A 21,601-nucleotide genomic window follows, 5' to 3' on the forward strand; every position below is an offset into this window, starting at 1 on the left:
ACGTCGTCGTAATCTAAAGAAACATCGCCATAAATGTCTGACTGATTTCATATCTCCCAAATCCGCTAAAAATAAAAACGCGACAAAACAACCACATTTCATGATTATCTCATCGCGCTTTTTTTTTTAGAGCTAGTTATTTGCCAGCCCCACTATTTCTTTTAAGACATACCGGGTTTCAATACTACTTTAATATTATTATCTGCTTTTTTGTCAAAAATATCGTATGCTTCAGCAGCACGTTCCAAAGGCATGGTATGTGTAATGATATCCGATGGGTCAAATTCCCCTTTTTCAATCATGTCATAGATTTTCGGCATCAAGTGGATAACCGGAGCTTGTCCCATTTTAATACTCACATTACGAGTGAAGAAATCTTGGAAAGGGAAATTCGTTGCTGGAGTCATATAAACCCCAGTTACCATCAACGTCCCAAATTTCTTCACAGCTTCACTTGCCGTTTGAATTGGTGAGTAAGAACCGCTTTGCGGGGTAAGAATTTCTTTGGTTTTTTCTTTGATTGGTGTTACACCATCCATTCCTACACAATCAATTACTACCTCAGCACCGCCCTTAGTCATTTCATACAATTCACTACCAACTTTAGAAACATCTGAAAAATTCACGGTCTCTACGCCGTTCATTTTTTTCGCGTGCTGCAAACGATGATCGACGTTATCTACAGCAATTACACGTTTAGCACCTTTCATTTTGGCAAATTTTTGTACAAATAATCCGATAGGGCCAGAACCCAATACGATCACTGTATCTCCTGGTTTCATACCACTATGCTCTACACTCCAATATGCTGTTGGCAGTACATCCGATAGAAATAATACCTTTTCATCCGGTAGATTACTTTCAGGAACAACAAAAGAAGTAAAATCTGCAAATGGGACACGTAAGTATTCAGCTTGCCCTCCAGGGTGATTTCCGTTCATTTTACCAAAACCGAACAATCCGCCTTGATCAAACGTTGGATTAGGGTTGGAATTGTCACATTGACTTTCCATATGATGAGCACAGAAATGACAATCTCCACAACCAATGTTGAAAGGGATAACAACTCGGTCGCCTTTTTTCACTTTGGTCACTGCAGAACCAACTTCTTCTACAATACCCATAGGCTCATGCCCTACTATATAGTCTTCTTCCATGACCGGTTTCCCGTTATGGTATAAATGCAAATCAGAACCACAAATAGCTGTTGCTGTAATGCGAACGATCATATCGGTTGGTTCTTCAATCGTAGGATCCGGGACCGTTTTGACTTCCATTTTTTCGTTTCCTTGCCATGTTACTGCGCGCATAGAATCTCTCCTTCATATAAAAGTGATAGTTTCATATTTTAAAGTAGTTTATCATCTTGTTTTATATAAGTCAAAAGTTATGTAATCGTTAAAGTTTTAACTTCTCTATTTTCGTACCACTATAGCTGTGCCATAGAACTTTTCTCATAAACGACAAGGGATTCTTGCTACTAAAGCTAGCATTGAAAGGTCGCTAACAGTGAATAATTATTCTATGACTGATACGGATATATAGCTTAGATAAATAAGCCCTAACACTCTATGTAAGTTATATGTTATTTTCGCTCCTATTTGATATTAAATACCTTTTTACCAGTATGTATTTAGTAAAAAACATTACACTACTCACTACACTTTATAGTAAGGAGTATCTATTCAACTATTTAAAAAAACATTGCTGTCTTCATTTAAAAAAAGTGATAAACTTATTTAAAAATAGACCATTAACAGGCTCCTGAATAAATTAACCACAATGATTAAATAAAAGAGGATGAAAAATATGGAATATGTTGAACAAAAGTTTTACTATCATAATGATCAAGAAGTATCCACAGACAATTTGCATCCATTTGAACAATTAACAGGAAAAAACGTGTATGAAGTGATTCGCGTTAGAGAAGGCATACCTTTGTTTTTGGAAGATCATTTGCGCCGATTCAGAGATTTTGCTCTAGCTGTCGGCATTCCTTTAACAGATTCAGATGATATTTTAATCAATCGGTTATACCAACTTATAGATAAGAATAGTGCCTTTGATCAAAATATCAAATTGATCTGGAATAAAGACATTGGTTTACTGGCTTTCTTCACTAAAAGTTCTTATCCGCCTGCGAGCTATTATCAAAATGGCATTAAAACAACTTTGTTGAATTTGGAAAGAGAAGATCCGAATATCAAGATCCAACGTGAAGCGTATCAAAAAACTGTACTAGCGGAACGAGAAAAAACAGGTTCATATGAAGTGCTGTTAGTCGACCAAGAAGGTAACGTCACAGAAGGTAGTCGTTCAAATTTATTTGTTGTTAAAGGGGATAAACTCTATACTTCTCCTGCTAAAAATGTTCTTTTAGGTATTGTCCGTTCTAAAGTTGTAGCTATTTGCCAACAACAGCAAATTGATATTATTGAACAAAATGTTCCTGTGACGGAATTAAATACTATCGATGGCGCTTTTATTTCAGGAACGGGTAACGATGTATTGCCTATAGCTTCCATCGATTCCATCCCATTAGAGTCGATAAAAAAGCCGGTCATATCGTCAATTATGCGTGAATACGATCGCTTAGTGAAACAGTATATTGCCTCTAAAAAAGTTACTTAAAAAGGAGATTGCAAAACAACTTAGTCCCCTAACAAAAAAACCTTCAACTCATTCTAAACAAGAAAAAGTTGAAGGTTTTTTATCCTTTTAAAAAGCATAGTGAGTCAAATACCTTACTAGATTAGTGACACACAAAAATTAAATGAGTGACTCACCATCTATCAAAATTATAACAAAATAAAAAAGTTATCTACGCTAAACGCAAAGTTGACGGTGAATTTATTTTTAGAGCTAGGTATTTCCTAGCTCCTTTTTTTATCAAAGATGACCATCAGGTTATTCAATAACGAATGCATCTAAAGTTGCCATATCAGCTTCAGAAATTTCGAAATCTAATTCAGCATTGGCAAGAATGTATTCTTCGTGAACTGATTTTGGTAGAATGATGTGGCCATTTTGCAAAGGATAACGATAGCATAATTGTGGTACGGATACCCCGTATTTGTCTGCAATCGCCTTGATATCTTCGTTGCCTAATAAGCGGCCTGTACCTAGTGATGAGTAGCCTTCAACGATGATGTCGTTAGCTTCACAGTAAGATACAATATCGTCTTGCGTGTAGCCGATGTGGTACTTGATTTGGTTTACCACAGGTTTAATATTTGTATTTTCGATTAAGTGTTGTAAGTCATCGGCGTTAAAGTTTGAAACCCCGATTGCACGGACTAAGCCTTTATCATACAACTCTTCTAAAGCGCGCCATACTTGGATATTTTCTTCATAGAAGCTTGGACGTTTTTCATCAGTTCTTGAGAAAAAGCGCCAAGGTGTTGGACAGTGGACTAATAATAAGTCTATGTAGTCAGTATCTAAGTCTTTCAACTCTTGGTAGAAGTTGTCCATTGCCGCTTCATAAGTTTTCGATTCCCCACGAACCTTAGTTGTGATGAAAATGTCTTCACGGTTAACGTTTGAAGATTTAATCCCTTCACCAATCCCCTTAGAGTTTTCGTAGGCATGAGCACCGTCAATGTGTTTGTAGCCATTGTCTAGGGCAAAACGGACTGAACTCACCGCTTCAGCAGTCGGTGTTTGCCAAGTCCCTAATGCAATTTGTGGGACTTCTACCCCATTATTTAAGGTTAATGTTTGATTTAATAAATTCATGTAATTTCCCCTTAATACGTATTCAGTTTCCACTGTGCCTCCATTATAAGCGCATTCATTCATTGAACCAAATAAAAGCCCTTATTTTGTAAAAAGATAAGGGCCTTACTTATGATAAAAAAACTAGTTTTTAAGTGATTGAATTGGTGCTGGAATACGACCACCACGGTGGATAAAGGTATTAGGAGAAGTTCGATTTACTTGCATAACAGAAGCTTCACCAAACAAACCACCAAAGTTCAAGACTTCATCATCACGGCGACCTATAGCTGGAATCACACGAACAGCGGTTGTTTTGGAATTAATCATCCCAATCGCTGCTTCATCGGCAATAATCGCTGAAATAATTTCAGGCGTTGTATCACCAGGAATAACAATCATATCTAAACCAACTGAACATACAGCTGTCATCGACATTAACGTTTCAATATTTAAAGTACCGTTAGCTGCAGCTGCAATCATCCCTGCATCCTCACTTACTGGAATGAAGGCACCTGATAAACCACCAACATTTGATGATGCCATGATACCGCCTTTTTTAACTGCATCGTTTAGCATAGCTAGAGTCGCTACTGAACCATGGGCACCCACTTGGTCTAAACCAATTTCTTCTAAGATATGAGCTACAGAATCGCCGACAGCTGGCGTAGGCGCTAATGATAAATCTACAATTCCAAAAGGTACACCTAGCATATTAGAGGCTTCTGTCCCCACTAATTGTCCCATACGAGTTACTTTGAAAGCTGTTTGTTTAATAGTATCCGCAACTGTTTCAAGAGATGCATCTTTTGGCAATTCTGCAAGGGCATTACGGACAACACCTGGTCCAGAAACCCCAACGTTAATCACAACATCCGGCTCTCCTTGACCGTGGAAGGCACCGGCCATGAACGGATTATCTTCAACTGCATTACAGAAGACGACAATCTTAGAAGCCCCCATGCTTTCGTTTTCTTGGGTTAATTCAGCTGCCTTACGGACAACCTCACCCATGATTTTAACAGCATCCATGTTGATACCTGCACGTGTTGACCCAATATTAACGGATGAACAAACGTGGTCTGTTTCAGCCATGGCTTGTGGAATCGATTCGATTAAAGCACGGTCCCCAGCAGAAAATCCTTTATGAACTAATGCTGTATACCCACCGATGTAGTTGACGCCAACTGCATTGGCTGCCTTGTCTAAGATATGGGCATATTTCAATGGGTCGCCACCTGAAGCCGCTAATAATTGCGAAATTGGCGTTACAGCAATCCGTTTATTGACAATTGGAATCCCGTATTTCTCTTCAATTTCTTCACCGGTTTTCACCAAGTCTTTGGCAACAGTAGTGATTTTATCGTATACCTTTTGACAGGCACGGTCGATATCTGGATCTGCACAGTCAATCAGCGAAATCCCCATTGTAATTGTTCGAATGTCTAAATTGTTGTCTTTAATCATTGAAACTGTTTCAATGATATTATTCATTTCTAGCATGTTTGTTTCTCCTCAACTGACTTAAATTTTATGCATGGCATTAAAAATATCTTCGTGCATTACATAAACTTCCATCGCAGTTAATGCATCTTTAATTTCTTTTTTAAAGTCCTCAAATTCAACGTTTAAACCATCAATATTGACGATCATCACCATGGTAAAAAGGTCTTGCATGATTGATTGCTCAACATCTACAATATTTGCGTTTAATTCAGCACATTTAGTGGCTGCTTTCGCTAAAATACCAACCTTATCCTTACCAATTACTGTAATTACTGCTTGCATATTATCCCATCCTTCAATTGATTTATCCCCTTATTTAATGCAGGTCCCACTGACAACTTAAATAAGGTCCTTGTTTTTTCTTTTGCCAAGTACATATATCTACTAATCAAAATAAACAAAATCTCATCCTATTATAATCTATGCCATTTGAAAACAAAATCAAAAGATGACATTCTCACAAAAAAGCTGACATTTTAAGGGGAATTCGATACAAAATCAATCCCTTATTGCATTTTACAAAAGTCTTTTTAGTAAAGGCATTGTAAATCCCACGCTTCTTAGCATGCTCCTACCTACTGCTATTATTCGTAGTCAACGCCCTCTGTCCAGGCAGTCTCCAAATAATCCGCATAGGTAAATTCTTCTGTATAAGTCATCATCCTGTCATGAATGGTTTCAACCCAAGCCGCTTGATCATTATCTTGCCCCTTATAATCCGCTAGTGGAACACTTTCGTATGAAGTCTCGTGAGCTGTCCCTGAAAAATAAGTTGGCATGAATTTCCCGACGCTCACTTGTACTTCACCGTTTTCGTCACGGGTAAAAGTCACCTCATGAATGCCCCCAAGTTTATTATCATCCGCAACTTGACCAGTCATAAATGACGCTTGCGAATAAATCACATAGGTATCCTTGTCATTCAACCAATTCACTGGCTGTAAATCATGTGGGTGTCCACCAATCACCAATTTTACACCAGCATCGGCCAAGGCCTGGGTCACAGCGATTTGTTCATCATCCGGCAACGTCCCGTATTCAGTCCCCAAATGTAATGACACAACAACCGCATCCACTTGGTCATTCAATGCCGCCACTTCTTCAAGCATCACTGGTAAATCCGCATAGTTAACCACCCACGGCTCATCTTCGGGCGGAACCATGCCGTTGGTCCCATAAGTATAAGCCAGAAAGCCCAACTTAATCCCATTTTTCTCGACAATCCTTGCCGTGTCATGGTCTTCTTGACTACGAAAAGCCCCGTAATACATGAGCCCAGCTTCATCCAGATAGTCCATAGTGATGTTAGCTCCGTCCGCAAACTGGTCCAGCGTATGGTTGGTCGCAGTTGACACACCGTCAATACCAGCCCGCTTCAAAGACCCAAGAATGGATGAAGGCATATTGAAATTCGGATAAGTCGCCACCGGCAATTTAGGATAGGCCGCAGGAATCTCCAGGTTGGCCACTGTATAATCTGCATAAGATGTAAATGGCGCAATTTTAGCAACCATAGGGTCAAAATTATAGTCCGAAACACCTAGATCAACCGCCATGTCCCCATTATTTGAACCATGGGCAATCAAATTGTCTCCAGTTAGAGCACCCGCATCCTGTATTGAAGCCGTTTGATCCGCAAACACCTCCGCTGTCGTATCCGATGTTGCTGTCACCTCCGAATGGATCAAAACATCTCCAACCGACCGCAAGACAAAAGTCCCATCTTCACCCTGCCACTGGTCTTCAGTTTCCTTAGCCGGCAGATTTGATAAAAAGGACGGCACTTGTATGGCTGGCGTATCGTTTCCCCCTTGTTCATCCCCGTTTTCATTGGCGTTACTTGGTGAAACAATCCCCTTGTAGGCAAGTGCAATGCCCACTAGACAGACTAGTCCAATGGCTATAATCATTAGTAATATTCGGTTACCCTGGCTCAACTTATTCTTCATCTAAATCCAACACCTCTCCCAATTCATTACATTAATGATAATGGAAGAATTTTCAAACAACAAGGTAAAAAAAAGACCTTCAAAGCATTTCGCTTTGAGGGCCTTTCTCACTTTATGCATCTTTAGTTGAATCACGTAAAATAAATTTATGTGGTAAGGTTACATGGTTTTCGATTTCTTCTTCTTTGTTCATTAATTTTGTTAAGATACGCATTGAAACGGCACCAATATCATATAAAGGTGGTTCAATTGACGTTAAAGTTGGTCGAACAACTTCAGTTAGGGAAGTGTTGTTTGACGTCACAATAGCGAATTCTTCTGGTACTTTCACACCATTATCCACCATATGGTTCGTTACTTTAACCGCTAACTCATCACCAACGACAACGATACCGTCAGCTTTTGAATCACGGATTTGTTGGGCAATGTCTTCACCGTTTTTGAAACGAGAGTCTTGCACTTCAAATAATAATGATTTGTCCAATTCTTTACCAGCTTCTTCTAAAGCTTTTAAGTAACCATTGTAACGGTCTAGGTTATTGTTAAAGTATGGTTTAGCCGCTAGGAAACCAATATTTTTGTATCCTTGTGCAAATAGACCTGAAACAGCTTCGTAGAAAGCTTGTGTGTAGTCGATATTTACAGAAGGAATTTCGCCTTTATCATCGTTTAAACCAGCTAATACAAACGGTGTGTTTGTACGGTTGATTTCTTCACGAACAGAGTCAGATAATTGGTGACCCATGTAGATAACACCATCTACTTGTTTTGCTAAAATATTAGAAAGAACTTGTGATTCTTTTTTATTATCTGCATTATCTAGAATAATGTTGTATTTGTACATTGAGGCAATATCATCAATCCCTAAAGCTAAAGCACTAAAGAAATTATTCGTGATATCTGGTAATAATACCCCAACAGTTGTCGTCTTTTTACTTGCTAATCCACGTGCGACCGCATTAGGACGGTAGTCTAGTCGTTTAATTACATCTAATACTTTTGCACGCGTTGAAGGTTTAACATTCGTGTTACCATTTACAACACGAGAAACTGTAGCCATAGATACTTGTGCTTCACGCGCAACATCATAGATCGTAACAGTTTGTTTTTCCATCTTCATCGCTCCTTTAAAATTTTTTAATTTGTTTTCATACGTACATTGCCAAATATAGCACTAAAAAGTGATATTTGCAAACGTTTTCTTTGTTACGGTGACTGCTTTCATTCACATTTTCATATTCTATCAGTATTTGACTTGTTTAACAAGTCATTTTCATAAAAATGTACAAAATTTGCATGATTTTTATGAAACACAACAAAAATTGTCTACAAGTATTTCAAAATCTCAAATACTTGTAGACAATCCTATTTCATTTGTTTAAATCAGCAATTATTTTTCTTTAACTTCTTCCACTTGTTTTTTCACTTTTGCAGCGTCTTCTTTAAGTGGTTGTTCTTTAGCTGCTGCTTTATCAGTAGCGACTTTCGCTTCTTCAGTACCTTCCGCAACTTCAGCTTTTGCATCTTCTGTTGCTTGGGTAGTCGTATTTTTGGCATCTGCATAAGCACTTGCCACTTCATCACGAGCTACTTGGTATTGTTTAGTTGCTTCGGTAGTTGCTTCGTTTAATTGCGCTTTTAAAACTTCAGCAGATTCTGATAAGTTCACGCGGATATCTTGTGCAGCGTCGCTAGCAGTTTGATACATTACGTTACCTTTTTCAGTGACGATATCAGCGTAGTCTAAAGCTGTATCACGAAGAACGTTTGCTTGTTGATTTAAGTCATCACGGAACTCGCGACCTGATTTTGGTGCAAATAATAATGCCGCTACAGCACCTGCAGTACCACCGATGATTGCACCTAATAAGAATGAACCTGTATTTCTAGACATATATATTTCCCTCTTTCTTTCAATTAATAATATTGATTAATATGGTTTAGATTGTGAATTCTCTTGTGCCTTGCGCACTTGCCGTTTTTGATATAAAGCTTTAGCTGATTGCCCCACTTTTTGAATACCAGTCACAGTTGGTTGTCCAGGTTTTACTGCTTGATCAGCAGTTACTGTAGCTGAACCAGCTTCAGTAGCACCTGTTGTTTTATCCTTAATATCATCTACCTTTGTTTGGGCAGTATTGGTAATATTTAGGACTAAGTTACGTGTAGAATCATTCACGTCTGAAACAGTTACCCCGACGTCCCCGATTGCTTTGAACAATGGGTCCACTTGAGCTACTTTTCCATTCACATCATCTAATAAAACATTAGACTTATTGAGTAATCCTTGCACCTCAATTGATAATGCATCCACATCCTTGGTGACTACTTTAACTGTTTCATTCGCTTCATTAACAATACCTGTAACTTCCTTCATGGTCTTTGTTAGTTCACGTAAGAATAGAATAATGTAGATCACTAATGCCGCAAATGCTATTGCTGCGATTAAGCCCGCAATTTGGCCTCCGGTCATGTAAAAATCACTCCTTCTCCATCTCTCATATCATTAAATATAAGATATTTAATATATAACTATAAGAATATTTTACCATACCATGAGAGGGCTTTACAAAAAATAAGGCACTTATTTTAAGCTTAAAAATCCAACAGCTTAAATATTGGTTAACCCTTTTGCAAATTGCTTTACAATAATTTCATCATTCGATACCATGAAGAATAAGGATAATGCTGAAAGGATGATTTATTTGGATCAAATTAGACAATGGTGGCGCACTTATATCGAATCAATTGATTATGCCAGTCTACTCTCAAGCTTAATTTCTACCATTTTTGAACTGGTAATCACCGCTTTAATCTTTTGGGTTGTCAAAAAGATTGTCGACCGTATTGTTGACGTATACTTTGAGCGGGACGCTAAACGTATTGAAAACCGCAACGTTGGGTCTATCCAACGGAGCAAAACCATCCATAAATTAGTGGAAAACGTTGTTCAATATACTTACTATTTCCTATTAGGTTACTCTATTCTAGCCATTCTAGGTTTACCAGTAGCCACACTAGTAGCCGGTGCCGGGGTTGCTTCCCTAGCCTTAGGTCTTGGTGCACAAGGCTTTATCACTGACGTGGTCAATGGTTTTTTCATTCTTTTAGAACACCAATTTGCTGTTGGAGACTATGTTACAATCGCTGGTTTATCAGGTACCATTATTTCAACGGGTATCCGGACAACTATTCTATCTGGAGATGACGGTTCAAGGCACTTTGTCCCTAACCGTAACATCGAAAATGTAACCAACTCTTCTAATACCACTCGTCATATGTACGTAGACTTGTACATTGATCCAAACTCTGATTTAGGTTCATTCGAATCTGTTATTAAAGATGGTTTATCATTAGCTTCTTCTGATGACCGGGTTTTAGGTGAACCAGAAGTTTGGGGTTACCAACGTGACGCTGTCGGCCGCTTATTCTACCGTGTAGTATTCAATACTAGAGATAGCGATAAGATGGCAGTTCGTTCACACTACTATGAACAACTTACAGCCCTACTTGTACGCAATGGCTACAAACAACCTGTTTATGACTCAGGAGCAGAACTATAATCATTACAATCACATATACAAAAACCGCACGATTGGTGTCCAAACCAGGACTTGACCGTGCGGTTTCTTTTTGTATTTTTAACCTACTTCTGTAATAATTTCCCAGTCTGCATTGTAGAAAGTGACTTCTTTATTGTCACCTTGCCAGTCTAAAATAGCAAATGATGGGTATGGGTAGTTACCTTTTGGAATGCGGATTGAACCTGGGTTAATAATTTTAATCCCGTCGATTTCTTGGTCATCCATGACATGAGTATGGCCGTACATGATGACATCCGCTTGATTTTCTTTCGCTAAGGCAACCAATTTCTTCAAGTTTTGTTTTACCCCATATAAATGGCCGTGGGTCACAACAATTTTCCCTTCAGGGGTATTTAAACTAATGGCGTCCTTGTAGTTGCCATAGTCAGTGTTCCCTCTTACGGTATGGAAAATTCCCCAAATGGTATCGTCTTCTGATAACTCAGAGTCACCACAGTGGATAAATAAATCAATGTCATCCCCTGCTTTTAAGACTAGGTTGACCAGCGCTTCATGGTCGCCGTGGTTATCACTTGTGATTAGAATCTTCATATAAGTTCAACTCCCCACTTTGTAAATCTTTGGCTAGTAATCGTAAGGCATTGCCTCGGTGACTTAAAGAATCTTTTTTTTCTGCTGACATTTCAGCTGTGGTTAACCCTTCACTTGGTACGTAAAAAATTGGATCATAGCCAAAGCCATTTTCCCCGCGCTCTTCACGTAAGATGACACCCGATAAAGTGCCGTGGTAGTGGTTGATGACTTGACCTTGTGCGTCAGAAACGACTAGATAGGTATGGAAAGTCGCGCCTCTATCTGCGTCAGGTACGTCAGCAAGCTCGGTTAAGGCCTTTTTCCGGTTATTGGCATCTGACTTCTCAGGGCCTGCGTAACGGGCTGAATAAACGCCAGGTGCTCCGTCTAATGCGTCAATGGCTAGACCAGAATCGTCCGCTATGACTGGAATGTGCAAGTCTTTCGCGGCTGTTGTGGCTTTAATCGTCGCATTTTCAATGAAAGTAGTCCCAGTTTCTGGAATATCTGGATAGTCAGGAAAATCTAGCAAGGTTTTAACTTCAATTCCGTATTTATCAAATAATTGCTTGAATTCCTTGGCTTTACCTTGGTTGGCTGTAGCGATCATTACTTGCTTCATATAAATGTTAGCCTTCTTTCATCTGTTTTTGAATTGCTTCAAGTGTTTCGATAGTGACACGGTCTACTTCAATTGGTTGATCCAACCAGTCGTCCGCAATCTCCTTAAATAGTTCTGGTGAGCCGGTGGTGTAAAATTCAGTCACTCTTGGTGATGGATCATCCGACAATTTGGCAATGTCGTTGTAATCCAAAAGGATGGATACGTCTGAAATGGTTTCTTGGCCAGAATCAACAAGTTTGACCGTATGTCCCAAGGTTTTTTGAATGGTATCTCTCAGTAAAGGATAGTGGGTACAACCTAGAATAACAGTATCCAACCCCTTATTTTTAATTGGTGCTAAAGTTTCCGCTATCACCTTTTTGGCTAAAGGTGTGGCATATTGTTGGCTTTCTACCAGTGGGACAAGGGCTGGACAAGCTAATGAAGTCATGTTCAAGTCTTTATTTTTTTGTAGTAAATTTTCAAGGTACATGCCACTTTTAATGGTCCCTTCAGTACCTAAAACACCAATTTTGCCATTTTTTGTGTATTTATTGGCTGCTCTTGCACCCGGTTGAATCACCCCGATAACTGGAATAGACAACCGCTGTTTAATTTCATCCAAGGCAACCGCAGTCGCTGTATTACAGGCAATGACCAATAATTTAATATCTTTGGTTAAAAGAAAATCGACCATTTGATTAGTAAAAGTCGCTATTTCTTCTACACTTCTTGGCCCATAAGGACAACGTGCATTGTCACCAATATAGATAATCGATTCATTGGGCAATTGTCGCATAGCTTCTTTCACTACCGTTAAGCCACCTACACCAGAATCTAAGAATCCGATAGGTCTGTTCATGTTAACCTCCTCCGTCAAACAAATCGTTCAAAAATCGCAATGAACAATTTAAAATCTATGATACAATTATAACAGAAGAAGACGATTCACTTCACCCATTCGCAATTATTAAACGTAATTTAATGAAAAAGGTCAATGTCTCGTTTGAAAATCAAATTGCCGATACGAACTGGAGGATATGCTATATGAAAATTGCTCTTATTGCCCATGATTCAAAAAAAGATATGATGGTGTCCTTTGCAACTGCCTACAAGTTCATTCTTGAAAAACATGAATTATTTGCTACAGGGACAACTGGTTTACGTATTATCGAAGCCACTGGTTTAGACGTTCACCGCTTTAAATCAGGCCCACTTGGTGGTGACCAACAAGTCGGTGCGGCTATCTCACAAAACGCCATGGACTTAGTTATCTTTATGCGTGATCCATTAGCAGCTATGCCCCACGAACCAGATGTGACTGCCCTGATCCGTTTATGTGACGTGTATAACATCCCACTAGCAACCAATATCGGTACCGCAGAAGTCCTTATTCGCGGGTTAGATGAAGGCTTTATGGACTGGCGTAAACAATACGACGATGGCTTCTTAAACCAAGACATCTTAGAAAATATCGAAAGAGGCAACGAAGGCCGTAAATTGGTCGAGTAAATTTGAAAATAGGGCTCTTCGTCAAATAGGACTGATGAGTAAAGTTTGCCCTGTAACAATAGACTTAAGCAAATAAAGAAAGCGGTCGAGAATTTTCCCGGCCGCTTTCTTTATTTTAGATTATAAGTATTGGTTTAATACTTGCTCTAGATTTTCTTTTGGCGTATAACCAACTAATTGCTCAACAACTTGACCGTCTTTCTTGATCATTAATGTTGGGATGGACATAATACCAAATTCACGTGCTGTTTCTGGATTATCATCCACATCCATTTTGGTGAACTTAACTTGGTCACCCATTTCATCATCTAAAGTTTCAACGATTGGTGATTGCATACGACAAGGACCACACCAAGTAGCCCAAAAGTCAATTAATACAACGCCTTCTTCAGTCTCATTTTTAAATTCTGCATCTGTAATAGCTTTAACCATTTATATTACCCCTCTCATTTTTATTCTTCATCATTATAGCATTGTCTGACCAATTTGAACATTTATCTGCTTTTTACCAATTTAGCCTTTAAATTTAGCGATTGTCGCCCCATTACCACCCATGTTATAAGGTGCGAATTCAAAGGATTCAACCCGTGGATGGTTCTTCAAGGCCTTTTGAACACCCAGTCTTAAGGCACCTGTGCCGTGACCATGGATAATGGTGACCTGACCATGCCCGGCTAATAAGGCCGAATCGATAAAATTGTTTAGTCGAATCATGGCTTCCTCATACCGTTCACCACGTAAATCTAGACTCGTATTGACTGATTTAGCCTTACTTGCTTTGAGTCCAGCCCGATGATTTTTCTCTTTCTTCGGTTTCTCATCAACTAAAGTTAAATCTTTTTCAGCCACTTCCATCTTCAGCATACCCATCTGAACAACCCAGTCCTTTTCACGTTTCTCAACCAAGGTACCACGTTGCCCGTAGGTTAGAACATTCACTTCATCGCCCACTTCAAAGCTGGCTTTTCGCTCTTTATTTTTCTTGGCTTTTTGAAGGATTTTGTTTTTCTTTAGCTGTTCCTCTTGCGTTAAGTTAGACAAGGCGCTTTGACGATCAATCATCTCATGTTCTTTGATATTACCAATGGTTGGATGGTTGATTTGCCACTCCCGGATCTCCGCCAGAATGGCATCGGCTTTTGCCTTGGTGTCTTCTACCAATTGATTGGCTTCTTTACGGGCCCGGTTCATATAGGTTTGTTTGTCGGCTTCTAGTCTAGCTTGTGCCTTTTTCAAATCATTTAAAAGATTTTCAGCATCGGCTAAGTCTTTGGCGGCTTCGGCTGATAAGTCTTCGTATTCGTGACGTTGGGCTTCTAAATCAAGCAACATTTCGTTGAGATTTTGGCTATCTTCCTGGATATAAGAACGTGCTTCATCCACCATTTCAACTGGTAAACCTAGTCGTTGGGAGATATCAAAGGCGTTAGAGCGACCTGGCACCCCAATCAGCAATTGATAGGTTGGTTCCAAGGTGATTTCGTTAAATTCCATCGAGGCATTAATGGCCCCAGGATGGTCGTAAGCGTACGTTTTCAGTTCCGGATAGTGGGTAGTGGCCAATACGCGGGCGTTTAGGAAGGCAAAACGGTTTAGTACCGCGATGGCGATGGCTGCCCCTTCTTGAGGGTCGGTACCAGAACCCAACTCATCGATTAAAACTAGCGAATGTTCATCTGCAGCCTCAACAATACGGATAATATTCGTCATATGTCCTGAGAAGGTGGATAAACTTTGTTCAATGGACTGCTCGTCACCAATATCCGCAAATATTTCTTTGAAGATTTCTACCCGAGAATCTGCCTTGGCAGTAATATATAAGCCTGATTGAGCCATTAATTGCAGTAGACCGACTGTTTTCAAGGTAATGGTTTTACCACCGGTGTTTGGCCCGGTAATGACGATCATATTATATTCATGGCTAAAATGAATATCGTTAGCGACAACTGTTTTGCGGTCTAATAAAGGATGTCTCGCCTCTTTTAGGTCAATGCGTTCAGATCCATTTGCTAAAATCGGTCGGTTGGCCCCAATTTCACGGGCATAGAAGAATTTAGCTTGAATCAAGTCTATATCCCCAAGACGTTGATTGTTTTCAGCAATTTCACTGGTATAAGGGGCTAATTCTGTAGATAACTCTTGGAAAATCCGTCTAATCTCCTCGTCTTCTTGGACTTGCAGGGACCGCAAGTGGTTATTTGCATCTAAAACTGTTTGCGGTTCAATGTACAATGTTTGTCCTGATGACGATTGGTCATGAACTACCCCACCAAAAGCGTTACGGTATTCTTGTTTAACCGGAATTACAAAGCGGTTGTTCCGGATGGTGATGATGGCCTCACTTAAATAAGAAGCCTTATTAGACCGGATTATTTGGTCTAGTTTGACACGGATACCCGCTTCTTCGCGTTTGATTCCTTGTCTTAAGCCATGTAAAGTTGACGAGGCATTGTCATAAACTGACCCATCATCTGCAATTGCATTTTGCATCTTACGCATCAAATCCCGCATGTCAATAAAGTCATCTGCAATTTCATACAATTGCATTAATTCTACTTTTGCTTCTTTTAGTTTGCTAAAGAAGGTAGAAACTTCACCAGATGCCCGTAAGACCCGGCCTACTGCAGCCAATTCTTTCCCGTTTAAGTCGGCACCAATATCCAATCGTTTTAAGAATGGTTTTACGTTGATTAGTTGGCTGACTGGGATCCGTTTGTCTAATTCAAACAAGCGTTTTAAATCGTCAACACTTTGTAAGGCTTGCTCGATTTCTTCCGCTTCTGCACTGGGTTTTAAATTTAAAGCTTGGATTTTTCCGATTTCAGTTCGGGTTTCTTTTGCTACTTGTTGTTGTATTTTCTCAAATTCTAAGGTTTGAAATATTTTAGGATTCAAAATGTGTCCTCCTTCGATTGTTATCAGTAATGAATATAAAAGGCGTCTTAAGTAGGAAATAGGCCGTGATCAATTATCACAGCCATATGAATTGCCATAATTGCGCAGTGCGCAAAGGCATATATTTGCACGTTGTTAAAATGGTAAGTTGCCTAGTCCTTGTAGTAGGATATTGAATACTTGACCAGATAAAATTGGGGTATTCAAGATAATGAAGTCGGCGACTGAAGAATTGGATAAGGCTGTTTGCACCCCTTCAAAGGTTAAAACTGACATAAACATCAAAATAAAGAATGACCAGAACCAAGCTGAGAAGAAGCCAAATAGGCCGCCCAAAATGCCGTTCCATTGAATATCCATTTCTTTAAATTTTAAGTCTCTTAAGCCAAAAGCAATTAATTTAGTAACAATCCAGACAAGCAAGATAATTGCTAACAAGGCAACTAATCTAAAGTAAATGATATCCATATTTTGTAATAAAGCTACTGGATAATAGACAAAGGTATTTTCAATATCAAAACCTACATAAGGCACCCATAAGGTTACAAGGTCAACTAGATTTTGATAGAACAAAACGGCAAACAAATACGCGACTAATAGGCCTATAGAATGAATGCCTTGCAGTATAGCCCCTCGATAGACACCAACGCCTATACTAAGTGTAAAAAATAATAAAATCAAAAAACTTGTCATGCTTTCCTCCCGTTGGTATCCATATTTTCTATCAATAGCCTATGATCTTGGTGTTTGACGCAAACGACCCAATTGTTTTGAGGCTGTGTTCACACTAGACTTCAAACTTGGTTGGCTAATTTCAGGAATTTCTTTATCTAGGTCAGCCTGTGTCAGTGTTTGTTTTCCACTTGCTTTTGTTTGCGCTGGTCTTTTAGCTAGCGCCTTAGCATGTCCCTGGTTCGTCTTGGCTTTTGATGGTGTTTGCGGTTGCGTTTTTTCTTGTGCTTCACGCATCTTTTCTTTTTCTATTTCAGCAATTTCTTTCACCAACGTGCCCATGGTTTGCTCCATTGATTTTACACGGACCATTAAATCGGCATTTTCTTTAGATTTTACAGCCATTTGTGCTTGTAAATCCACATTATCAGATTGGATGTTTAACGCTACTAATAAAGCCATCTCTTCCATTGACATATTGGGATTCTTTTTACTGATATCAGCAAGTAATTGGTTGATATCACGGCTCACTTGTTGAATATGTTCACTTGTTTTATGACTCTTGATGGTGAATTTGTGATAGCCCAATTTCGCTATTACTCTGTTTTTTTCTTCATTCGACATATTTGTCACTCCAACTTTTTTTACTGTGCGTTAAATGTTTATAGATGCAATAGAAAGGTCGCGTCTTAACGACTTTCGTTCCACCTAGCTTTCATAATCTTAGATATTTTACCATTTATCCCGAATAATGGCTAGACCTAGCCACTATCTGCTTTTAATGATCAAAAAAGATAGAAAAATTGCAATGATTTTAAGCTATCATGAAAGATTTAATCAGATTTTCATGACAAGTCATTATTCTTCGTGTATGATGAGATACGATATATTGAGATAGAGGTGCGGAGCTTATCAGTACATACCCGAGCGGGAGCGTTGAAAGTATGGAAAGGAATATTCGCCGAAATATTTTAACCCCAAGTTAAAGTATTGGGCATAAACAAAAAATGTTTATGACTGTCACTTAACCAAGTGATGCGCTATCCTAGGAGTGACGACTGAAAGACTAGTCATAGTCTAACTGCGTACAAAGGGAAGCCTCTATTGCAATTTATTGCTGTAGAGGCTTTTTATTATTTTCGGGAGGTATTATTATGAAAAATCATCAAGTAAGTAACACTTGGCAAAAAGCTTTGATTGCTATTTTGACCATCGTATTTGCCATCGTTGGCCCAACATCCGCTTTTGTTGAAGCGAGTGAGGTCGGCACAACAATTGAGGTTGACCAAGAAGCATTAGCTGAAGGTTTAGACACAGAAGGCGTCCTACGAGTTGGGATGGAAGCCAACTATGCGCCCTTCAACTGGTCGCAAACATCTGACGCGGACGGTGCAGTCCCTATTTCAAACTCTGACGGTGAATATGCAAACGGTTATGACGTACAAATCGCTAAACGTCTAGCTGATTCACTAGGTTTAGAACTTGAAATTGTTAAGTTAGAGTGGGACGGTCTACCACCCGCACTTGAATCTGGCATGATAGACGTGATTATTGCCGGTATGTCACCAACACCAGAACGTCTACAACAAATGGACTTCTCAAATTCTTACTATTCTTCAGATATCGTTCTTGTGACTATGGCTGACAGTGAATACGCAGATGCTAAATCTCTAGAAGATTTCGCTGGCACAACTGTTACTGGTCAATTAAATACATTCCATTATGATTTAATTCCGCAAATTACTGACGTAACCCAAGCCACTGCCTTAGATTCATTCCCAACGATGATTACAGCTTTAACTGCTGGTTCAGTTGACGCCTATGTATCTGAAAAACCAGGTGCCATGGCTGCTGTAGCTGCTAACCCTGACTTAACATACGTTGAGTTTGCTGAGGGCCAAGGCTTTAACTTAGGTGAAGTCACTTCTGATATTGCTGTTGCAACCAGAAAAGATTCTCCATTAACAGACATTATGAACCAAGCCTTAGCAACTATTCCAACCGCTGACCGTGACCAATTAATGGAAGATATGGTGAACTTGAACGAGCGCGGTGAAAGTGCTGGTTTCTGGTCTGAAGTTGCGGGCATTTGGGATACTTACGGTTCCCAATTCCTAACTGGTGCTGGTAACACTATGTTTATCGCGTTAAGCTCGACAATTATGGGATTTGTCATTGGTTTATTGATTGCTATCTACCGTTCATTAATCGTTCGTCGCGATCAAAAACCAGTTGCCTACTTCTTCTATAAATTATTCGACTTTGTGATTGCTGCCTACATTGAAATCTTCCGTGGTACACCAATGATGGTACAAGCTATGATGATTTTCTATGGTTCAAGACTATTCTTCAATTTCCAAATGTCTACTATGTTTGCAGCCTTACTAATTGTGTCGATTAATACTGGTGCTTATCTTGCCGAAGTGATCCGTGGTGGGATTACCTCAGTGGATAAAGGCCAAACTGAGGCCGCTCGTGCCATTGGTATGAACCACTACCAAACAATGACGACAATCGTTTTGCCACAAGCTATTCGGTCAATCTTACCTGCTTTAGGTAACGAATTTGTAATCAATATTAAAGATACTTCTGTATTGAATGTTATCGCAGTAACTGAGTTATTCTTTGTAACGAAATCAGCTGCAGGTTCAACTTACCTAACCTTCCAAACATTCCTAATTACAGCGATTATCTACTTTGTCTTAACTTTTACAACAACTCGTGTCTTGAATTTTATCGAAAATCGTATGGCAGGCAAAAAGACTTACCATGTCTATGAATCTAGCACGAATACAGTAATCAACGGTCAAAGAGAACAATAGGAGGAAAATGACATGCAAAACCAAGATCAATTAATCTTAAATGTACAACATTTAGAAAAACGTTTTGGGGAAAACTTGGTCCTACGTGATATCGACTTCCAAGTACGCCCAGGACAAGTAACCTCTATTATTGGTTCATCTGGATCAGGTAAATCTACCCTACTACGTTGCTTAAACCTACTTGAAGAACCAACTGGCGGCGACATTTTATACCACGGCCAATCGATTTTAAACGGGAAGAAAATGAACATTAATAAATACCGTACCCAAGTTGGTATGGTATTCCAATCATTCAACCTATTTAAAAACTGTACAGCCCTAGAAAACTGTACAGTTGGCCAACGTAAAATCTTAGGTCGTAGTCAGGCTGAAGCAGAAGCAGTTGCCCTTAAGAACCTTGAAAAAGTCGGTATGGCACCTTACCGTGACGCCCGCCCTGAGCAACTATCTGGTGGACAACAACAGCGTGTCGCGATTGCCCGTGCCCTTTCAATGGACCCAGAAGTCTTACTATTCGATGAGCCTACATCTGCCCTTGACCCAGAAATGGTTGGGGAAGTATTGGAAACAATGACCCAATTAGCAACAGAAGGTCTAACAATGATCGTTGTAACCCACGAAATGGCCTTCGCCCGTGACGTATCAACCAATATCGTCTTCATGGACAAAGGTGTCATCGTCGAACAAGGTCCAGCCAAAGAGGTCATCGATACCCCGAAACAAGAAAGAACAAAAGCCTTCTTGACAAGATACGCAAACGAAAGATTTTAAATAGGATGGTAAAAATGTCGCCTAGACTAGCCGTACTGTAACCAATCCTACGAGATCTGAAAGATATTGAAGGATTTGGTGATATGTCAGCGAAGTCTGACATTTTAAATTCGACTATGTAAGGTGCGAGTCGCTCGATCCCGATTTTGAATGAGGGTGCAAGGCGCTACATACTTTCAAATAGCAAAAAATCACAAAAAGCAGTTGGAAAATCCAACTGCTTTTTGTGTATTATCTTATTCTTAAATCTATTCCGCGCTTTCGATATTATCGCGAATTTGATTTAATAAATCACGCACATTTTCATCCTTCACTTTATCTTTGTATGCTGTCAGTAAATCATAATTGACATGCGCATCTGTAATTTCACCGAATTCAGATTGAATGGCCTTGGCGTCTTTTCTGTATTGGTTTAAGTCTTTAGAAACCGTATCGTCGAAGTAAGTGGCAGCATACCGCACCTTCTTGGCACTCTTTCTAATTTCGTGGACTACCTCGTAGTCAGAAATATCCACTGTCTTAAAGGCGTATCGCAATTTTTTATCCTTCTTTTTCAGGCGCTTAAGCGTATACTTTTTCCAGTCTTTCTTATTTTTAAATAGGTCGAGTTCAAGGATTTCTTTCGCATCCTCAATAGCCTGCTGAATGGTGGCGCTATTGCCCTTATTAAAAGTCCGGTTCATTTCTATCCGACGTTCTTTAACGAAGGTGTTAAACAGCTGGTAATAAGCCTCGCTGGTTTCAGGATGATTTACTGCATAATCTTCGCAATATTCATAAAGCACATCCAATTCACGAAGGGGCCCAAATACGCGCGCTGCTGCACCCAATTGCTGGTTCAACTTGTTATAATGGTCTTTGTCCATACGTTTTTTTATAAAGTTAAGTAGACCACGTAATTCTCGAATTGAAACACGCAAATCGTGGACTAGTTCATCGGAAAATGGGTTGTTCTGATAATCTAGATATAAGTCCGACACCTTATTTATCTGCTGTTCAAATACTTCATGCCGTTTATTCATTCAAATCACTCCC

The 21,601-nt window shown here is 39.4% G+C and carries 21 protein-coding genes and 1 riboswitch; of the genes, 5 read left to right on the forward strand and 16 right to left on the reverse strand.

The features are described 5' to 3' along the window. Positions 1-161: 161 nt before the first annotated feature. Positions 162-1,310 carry a zinc-dependent alcohol dehydrogenase gene (locus tag ACUW85_RS01060; RefSeq protein WP_182022958.1) on the reverse strand — a complete coding sequence of 383 codons (1,149 nt, stop codon included), beginning with the start codon at positions 1,308-1,310 and terminating at the stop codon, positions 162-164. Positions 1,311-1,809: 499 nt separating this feature from the next. On the opposite strand from ACUW85_RS01060, the gene ACUW85_RS01065 reads away from it, so the two are divergent. After that, positions 1,810-2,631: an aminotransferase class IV gene (locus ACUW85_RS01065; RefSeq protein ID WP_149255734.1), complete on the forward strand. Its 822-nt coding sequence runs from the start codon at positions 1,810-1,812 to the stop codon at positions 2,629-2,631. Positions 2,632-2,907: 276 nt separating this feature from the next. On the opposite strand, the gene ACUW85_RS01070 is transcribed toward ACUW85_RS01065, so the two are convergent. The 7 genes from ACUW85_RS01070 to ACUW85_RS01100 form a co-directional block, all read right to left on the reverse strand. Beyond that, positions 2,908-3,738, reverse strand: a complete 831-nt coding sequence (locus ACUW85_RS01070) for an aldo/keto reductase (protein ID WP_149255735.1) — start codon at positions 3,736-3,738, stop codon at positions 2,908-2,910. 123 nt (positions 3,739-3,861) lie between these two features. Further along, on the reverse strand, positions 3,862-5,220 hold the full coding sequence (locus tag ACUW85_RS01075) for a PFL family protein (protein WP_083069677.1): 1,359 nt from the start codon (positions 5,218-5,220) through the stop codon (positions 3,862-3,864). 21 nt (positions 5,221-5,241) lie between these two features. Beyond that, positions 5,242-5,505: an ACT domain-containing protein gene (locus ACUW85_RS01080; protein WP_016896993.1), complete on the reverse strand. Its 264-nt coding sequence runs from the start codon at positions 5,503-5,505 to the stop codon at positions 5,242-5,244. A gap of 302 nt (positions 5,506-5,807) precedes the next feature. Then, entirely contained in the window at positions 5,808-7,172 is a 1,365-nt protein-coding gene (locus ACUW85_RS01085) for a CapA family protein (RefSeq protein ID WP_182022957.1), read from the reverse strand. Between the two features lie 112 nt (positions 7,173-7,284). After that, positions 7,285-8,286, reverse strand: coding sequence for a catabolite control protein A (gene ccpA, locus ACUW85_RS01090; RefSeq protein WP_059348803.1), 1,002 nt, complete (start codon positions 8,284-8,286; stop codon positions 7,285-7,287). A 276-nt stretch (positions 8,287-8,562) separates the two neighbouring features. Beyond that, the gene (locus ACUW85_RS01095) at positions 8,563-9,066 is read right to left on the reverse strand and encodes a YtxH domain-containing protein (RefSeq protein WP_069285512.1); all 504 of its coding nucleotides are present in this window, start codon (positions 9,064-9,066) and stop codon (positions 8,563-8,565) included. 36 nt (positions 9,067-9,102) lie between these two features. Beyond that, positions 9,103-9,645, reverse strand: a complete 543-nt coding sequence (locus ACUW85_RS01100; protein WP_026466183.1) for a DUF948 domain-containing protein — start codon at positions 9,643-9,645, stop codon at positions 9,103-9,105. 223 nt (positions 9,646-9,868) lie between these two features. Here ACUW85_RS01100 and ACUW85_RS01105 point away from each other — a divergent pair, with 223 nt between their 5' ends. Continuing rightward, the gene (locus ACUW85_RS01105; RefSeq protein WP_259345318.1) at positions 9,869-10,735 is read left to right on the forward strand and encodes a mechanosensitive ion channel family protein; all 867 of its coding nucleotides are present in this window, start codon (positions 9,869-9,871) and stop codon (positions 10,733-10,735) included. A gap of 78 nt (positions 10,736-10,813) precedes the next feature. On the opposite strand, the gene ACUW85_RS01110 is transcribed toward ACUW85_RS01105, so the two are convergent. Genes ACUW85_RS01110 through racE form a run of 3 tightly spaced genes read right to left on the reverse strand, consistent with a single transcriptional unit; the run spans position 10,814 to position 12,756 of the window. Continuing rightward, positions 10,814-11,308 carry a YfcE family phosphodiesterase gene (locus tag ACUW85_RS01110; protein WP_182022955.1) on the reverse strand — a complete coding sequence of 165 codons (495 nt, stop codon included), beginning with the start codon at positions 11,306-11,308 and terminating at the stop codon, positions 10,814-10,816. Then, a complete protein-coding gene (locus ACUW85_RS01115) occupies positions 11,286-11,912 on the reverse strand; it encodes an XTP/dITP diphosphatase (RefSeq protein WP_182022954.1) in 627 nt (208 codons plus the stop codon). Before ACUW85_RS01115 ends, ACUW85_RS01110 begins: the two co-directional genes overlap by 23 nt. 7 nt (positions 11,913-11,919) lie before the next feature. After that, on the reverse strand, positions 11,920-12,756 hold the full coding sequence (racE, locus tag ACUW85_RS01120; protein WP_149255741.1) for a glutamate racemase: 837 nt from the start codon (positions 12,754-12,756) through the stop codon (positions 11,920-11,922). Positions 12,757-12,941: 185 nt separating this feature from the next. Between racE and mgsA the strand changes: the two genes are divergently transcribed. Continuing rightward, a complete protein-coding gene (gene mgsA, locus ACUW85_RS01125; protein WP_182022953.1) occupies positions 12,942-13,406 on the forward strand; it encodes a methylglyoxal synthase in 465 nt (154 codons plus the stop codon). Positions 13,407-13,526: 120 nt separating this feature from the next. Here the strand turns inward: mgsA and trxA are convergent, their stop codons facing one another. From trxA to ACUW85_RS01145, 4 genes are all read right to left on the reverse strand, one after another. Further along, positions 13,527-13,838 (reverse strand): thioredoxin, encoded by a 312-nt coding sequence (trxA, locus tag ACUW85_RS01130; protein ID WP_016896983.1) that lies wholly within the window; start codon positions 13,836-13,838, stop codon positions 13,527-13,529. A gap of 81 nt (positions 13,839-13,919) precedes the next feature. Then, positions 13,920-16,301 carry an endonuclease MutS2 gene (locus ACUW85_RS01135; RefSeq protein ID WP_182022952.1) on the reverse strand — a complete coding sequence of 794 codons (2,382 nt, stop codon included), beginning with the start codon at positions 16,299-16,301 and terminating at the stop codon, positions 13,920-13,922. A 135-nt stretch (positions 16,302-16,436) separates the two neighbouring features. Further along, a complete protein-coding gene (locus tag ACUW85_RS01140; protein WP_182022951.1) occupies positions 16,437-16,994 on the reverse strand; it encodes a CvpA family protein in 558 nt (185 codons plus the stop codon). Positions 16,995-17,033: 39 nt separating this feature from the next. Then, complete coding sequence (locus ACUW85_RS01145) at positions 17,034-17,597, reverse strand: cell division protein ZapA (RefSeq protein ID WP_182022950.1); 564 nt, start codon at positions 17,595-17,597, stop codon at positions 17,034-17,036. Positions 17,598-17,860: 263 nt separating this feature from the next. Beyond that, positions 17,861-18,024: riboswitch (Lysine riboswitch) on the forward strand. 103 nt (positions 18,025-18,127) lie between these two features. Here ACUW85_RS01145 and ACUW85_RS01150 point away from each other — a divergent pair. Both ACUW85_RS01150 and ACUW85_RS01155 read left to right on the forward strand, forming a co-directional pair. Continuing rightward, a complete protein-coding gene (locus ACUW85_RS01150) occupies positions 18,128-19,795 on the forward strand; it encodes an ABC transporter permease subunit (protein ID WP_016896979.1) in 1,668 nt (555 codons plus the stop codon). A 12-nt stretch (positions 19,796-19,807) separates the two neighbouring features. Continuing rightward, on the forward strand, positions 19,808-20,566 hold the full coding sequence (locus tag ACUW85_RS01155) for an amino acid ABC transporter ATP-binding protein (protein WP_059134088.1): 759 nt from the start codon (positions 19,808-19,810) through the stop codon (positions 20,564-20,566). Between the two features lie 248 nt (positions 20,567-20,814). Here ACUW85_RS01155 and ACUW85_RS01160 read toward each other — a convergent pair whose 3' ends face one another. Continuing rightward, entirely contained in the window at positions 20,815-21,588 is a 774-nt protein-coding gene (locus tag ACUW85_RS01160; protein ID WP_182022949.1) for a CHAD domain-containing protein, read from the reverse strand. Positions 21,589-21,601: the final 13 nt, after the last annotated feature.

This window comes from Aerococcus sp. 150760013-2 (genome assembly GCF_053627715.1).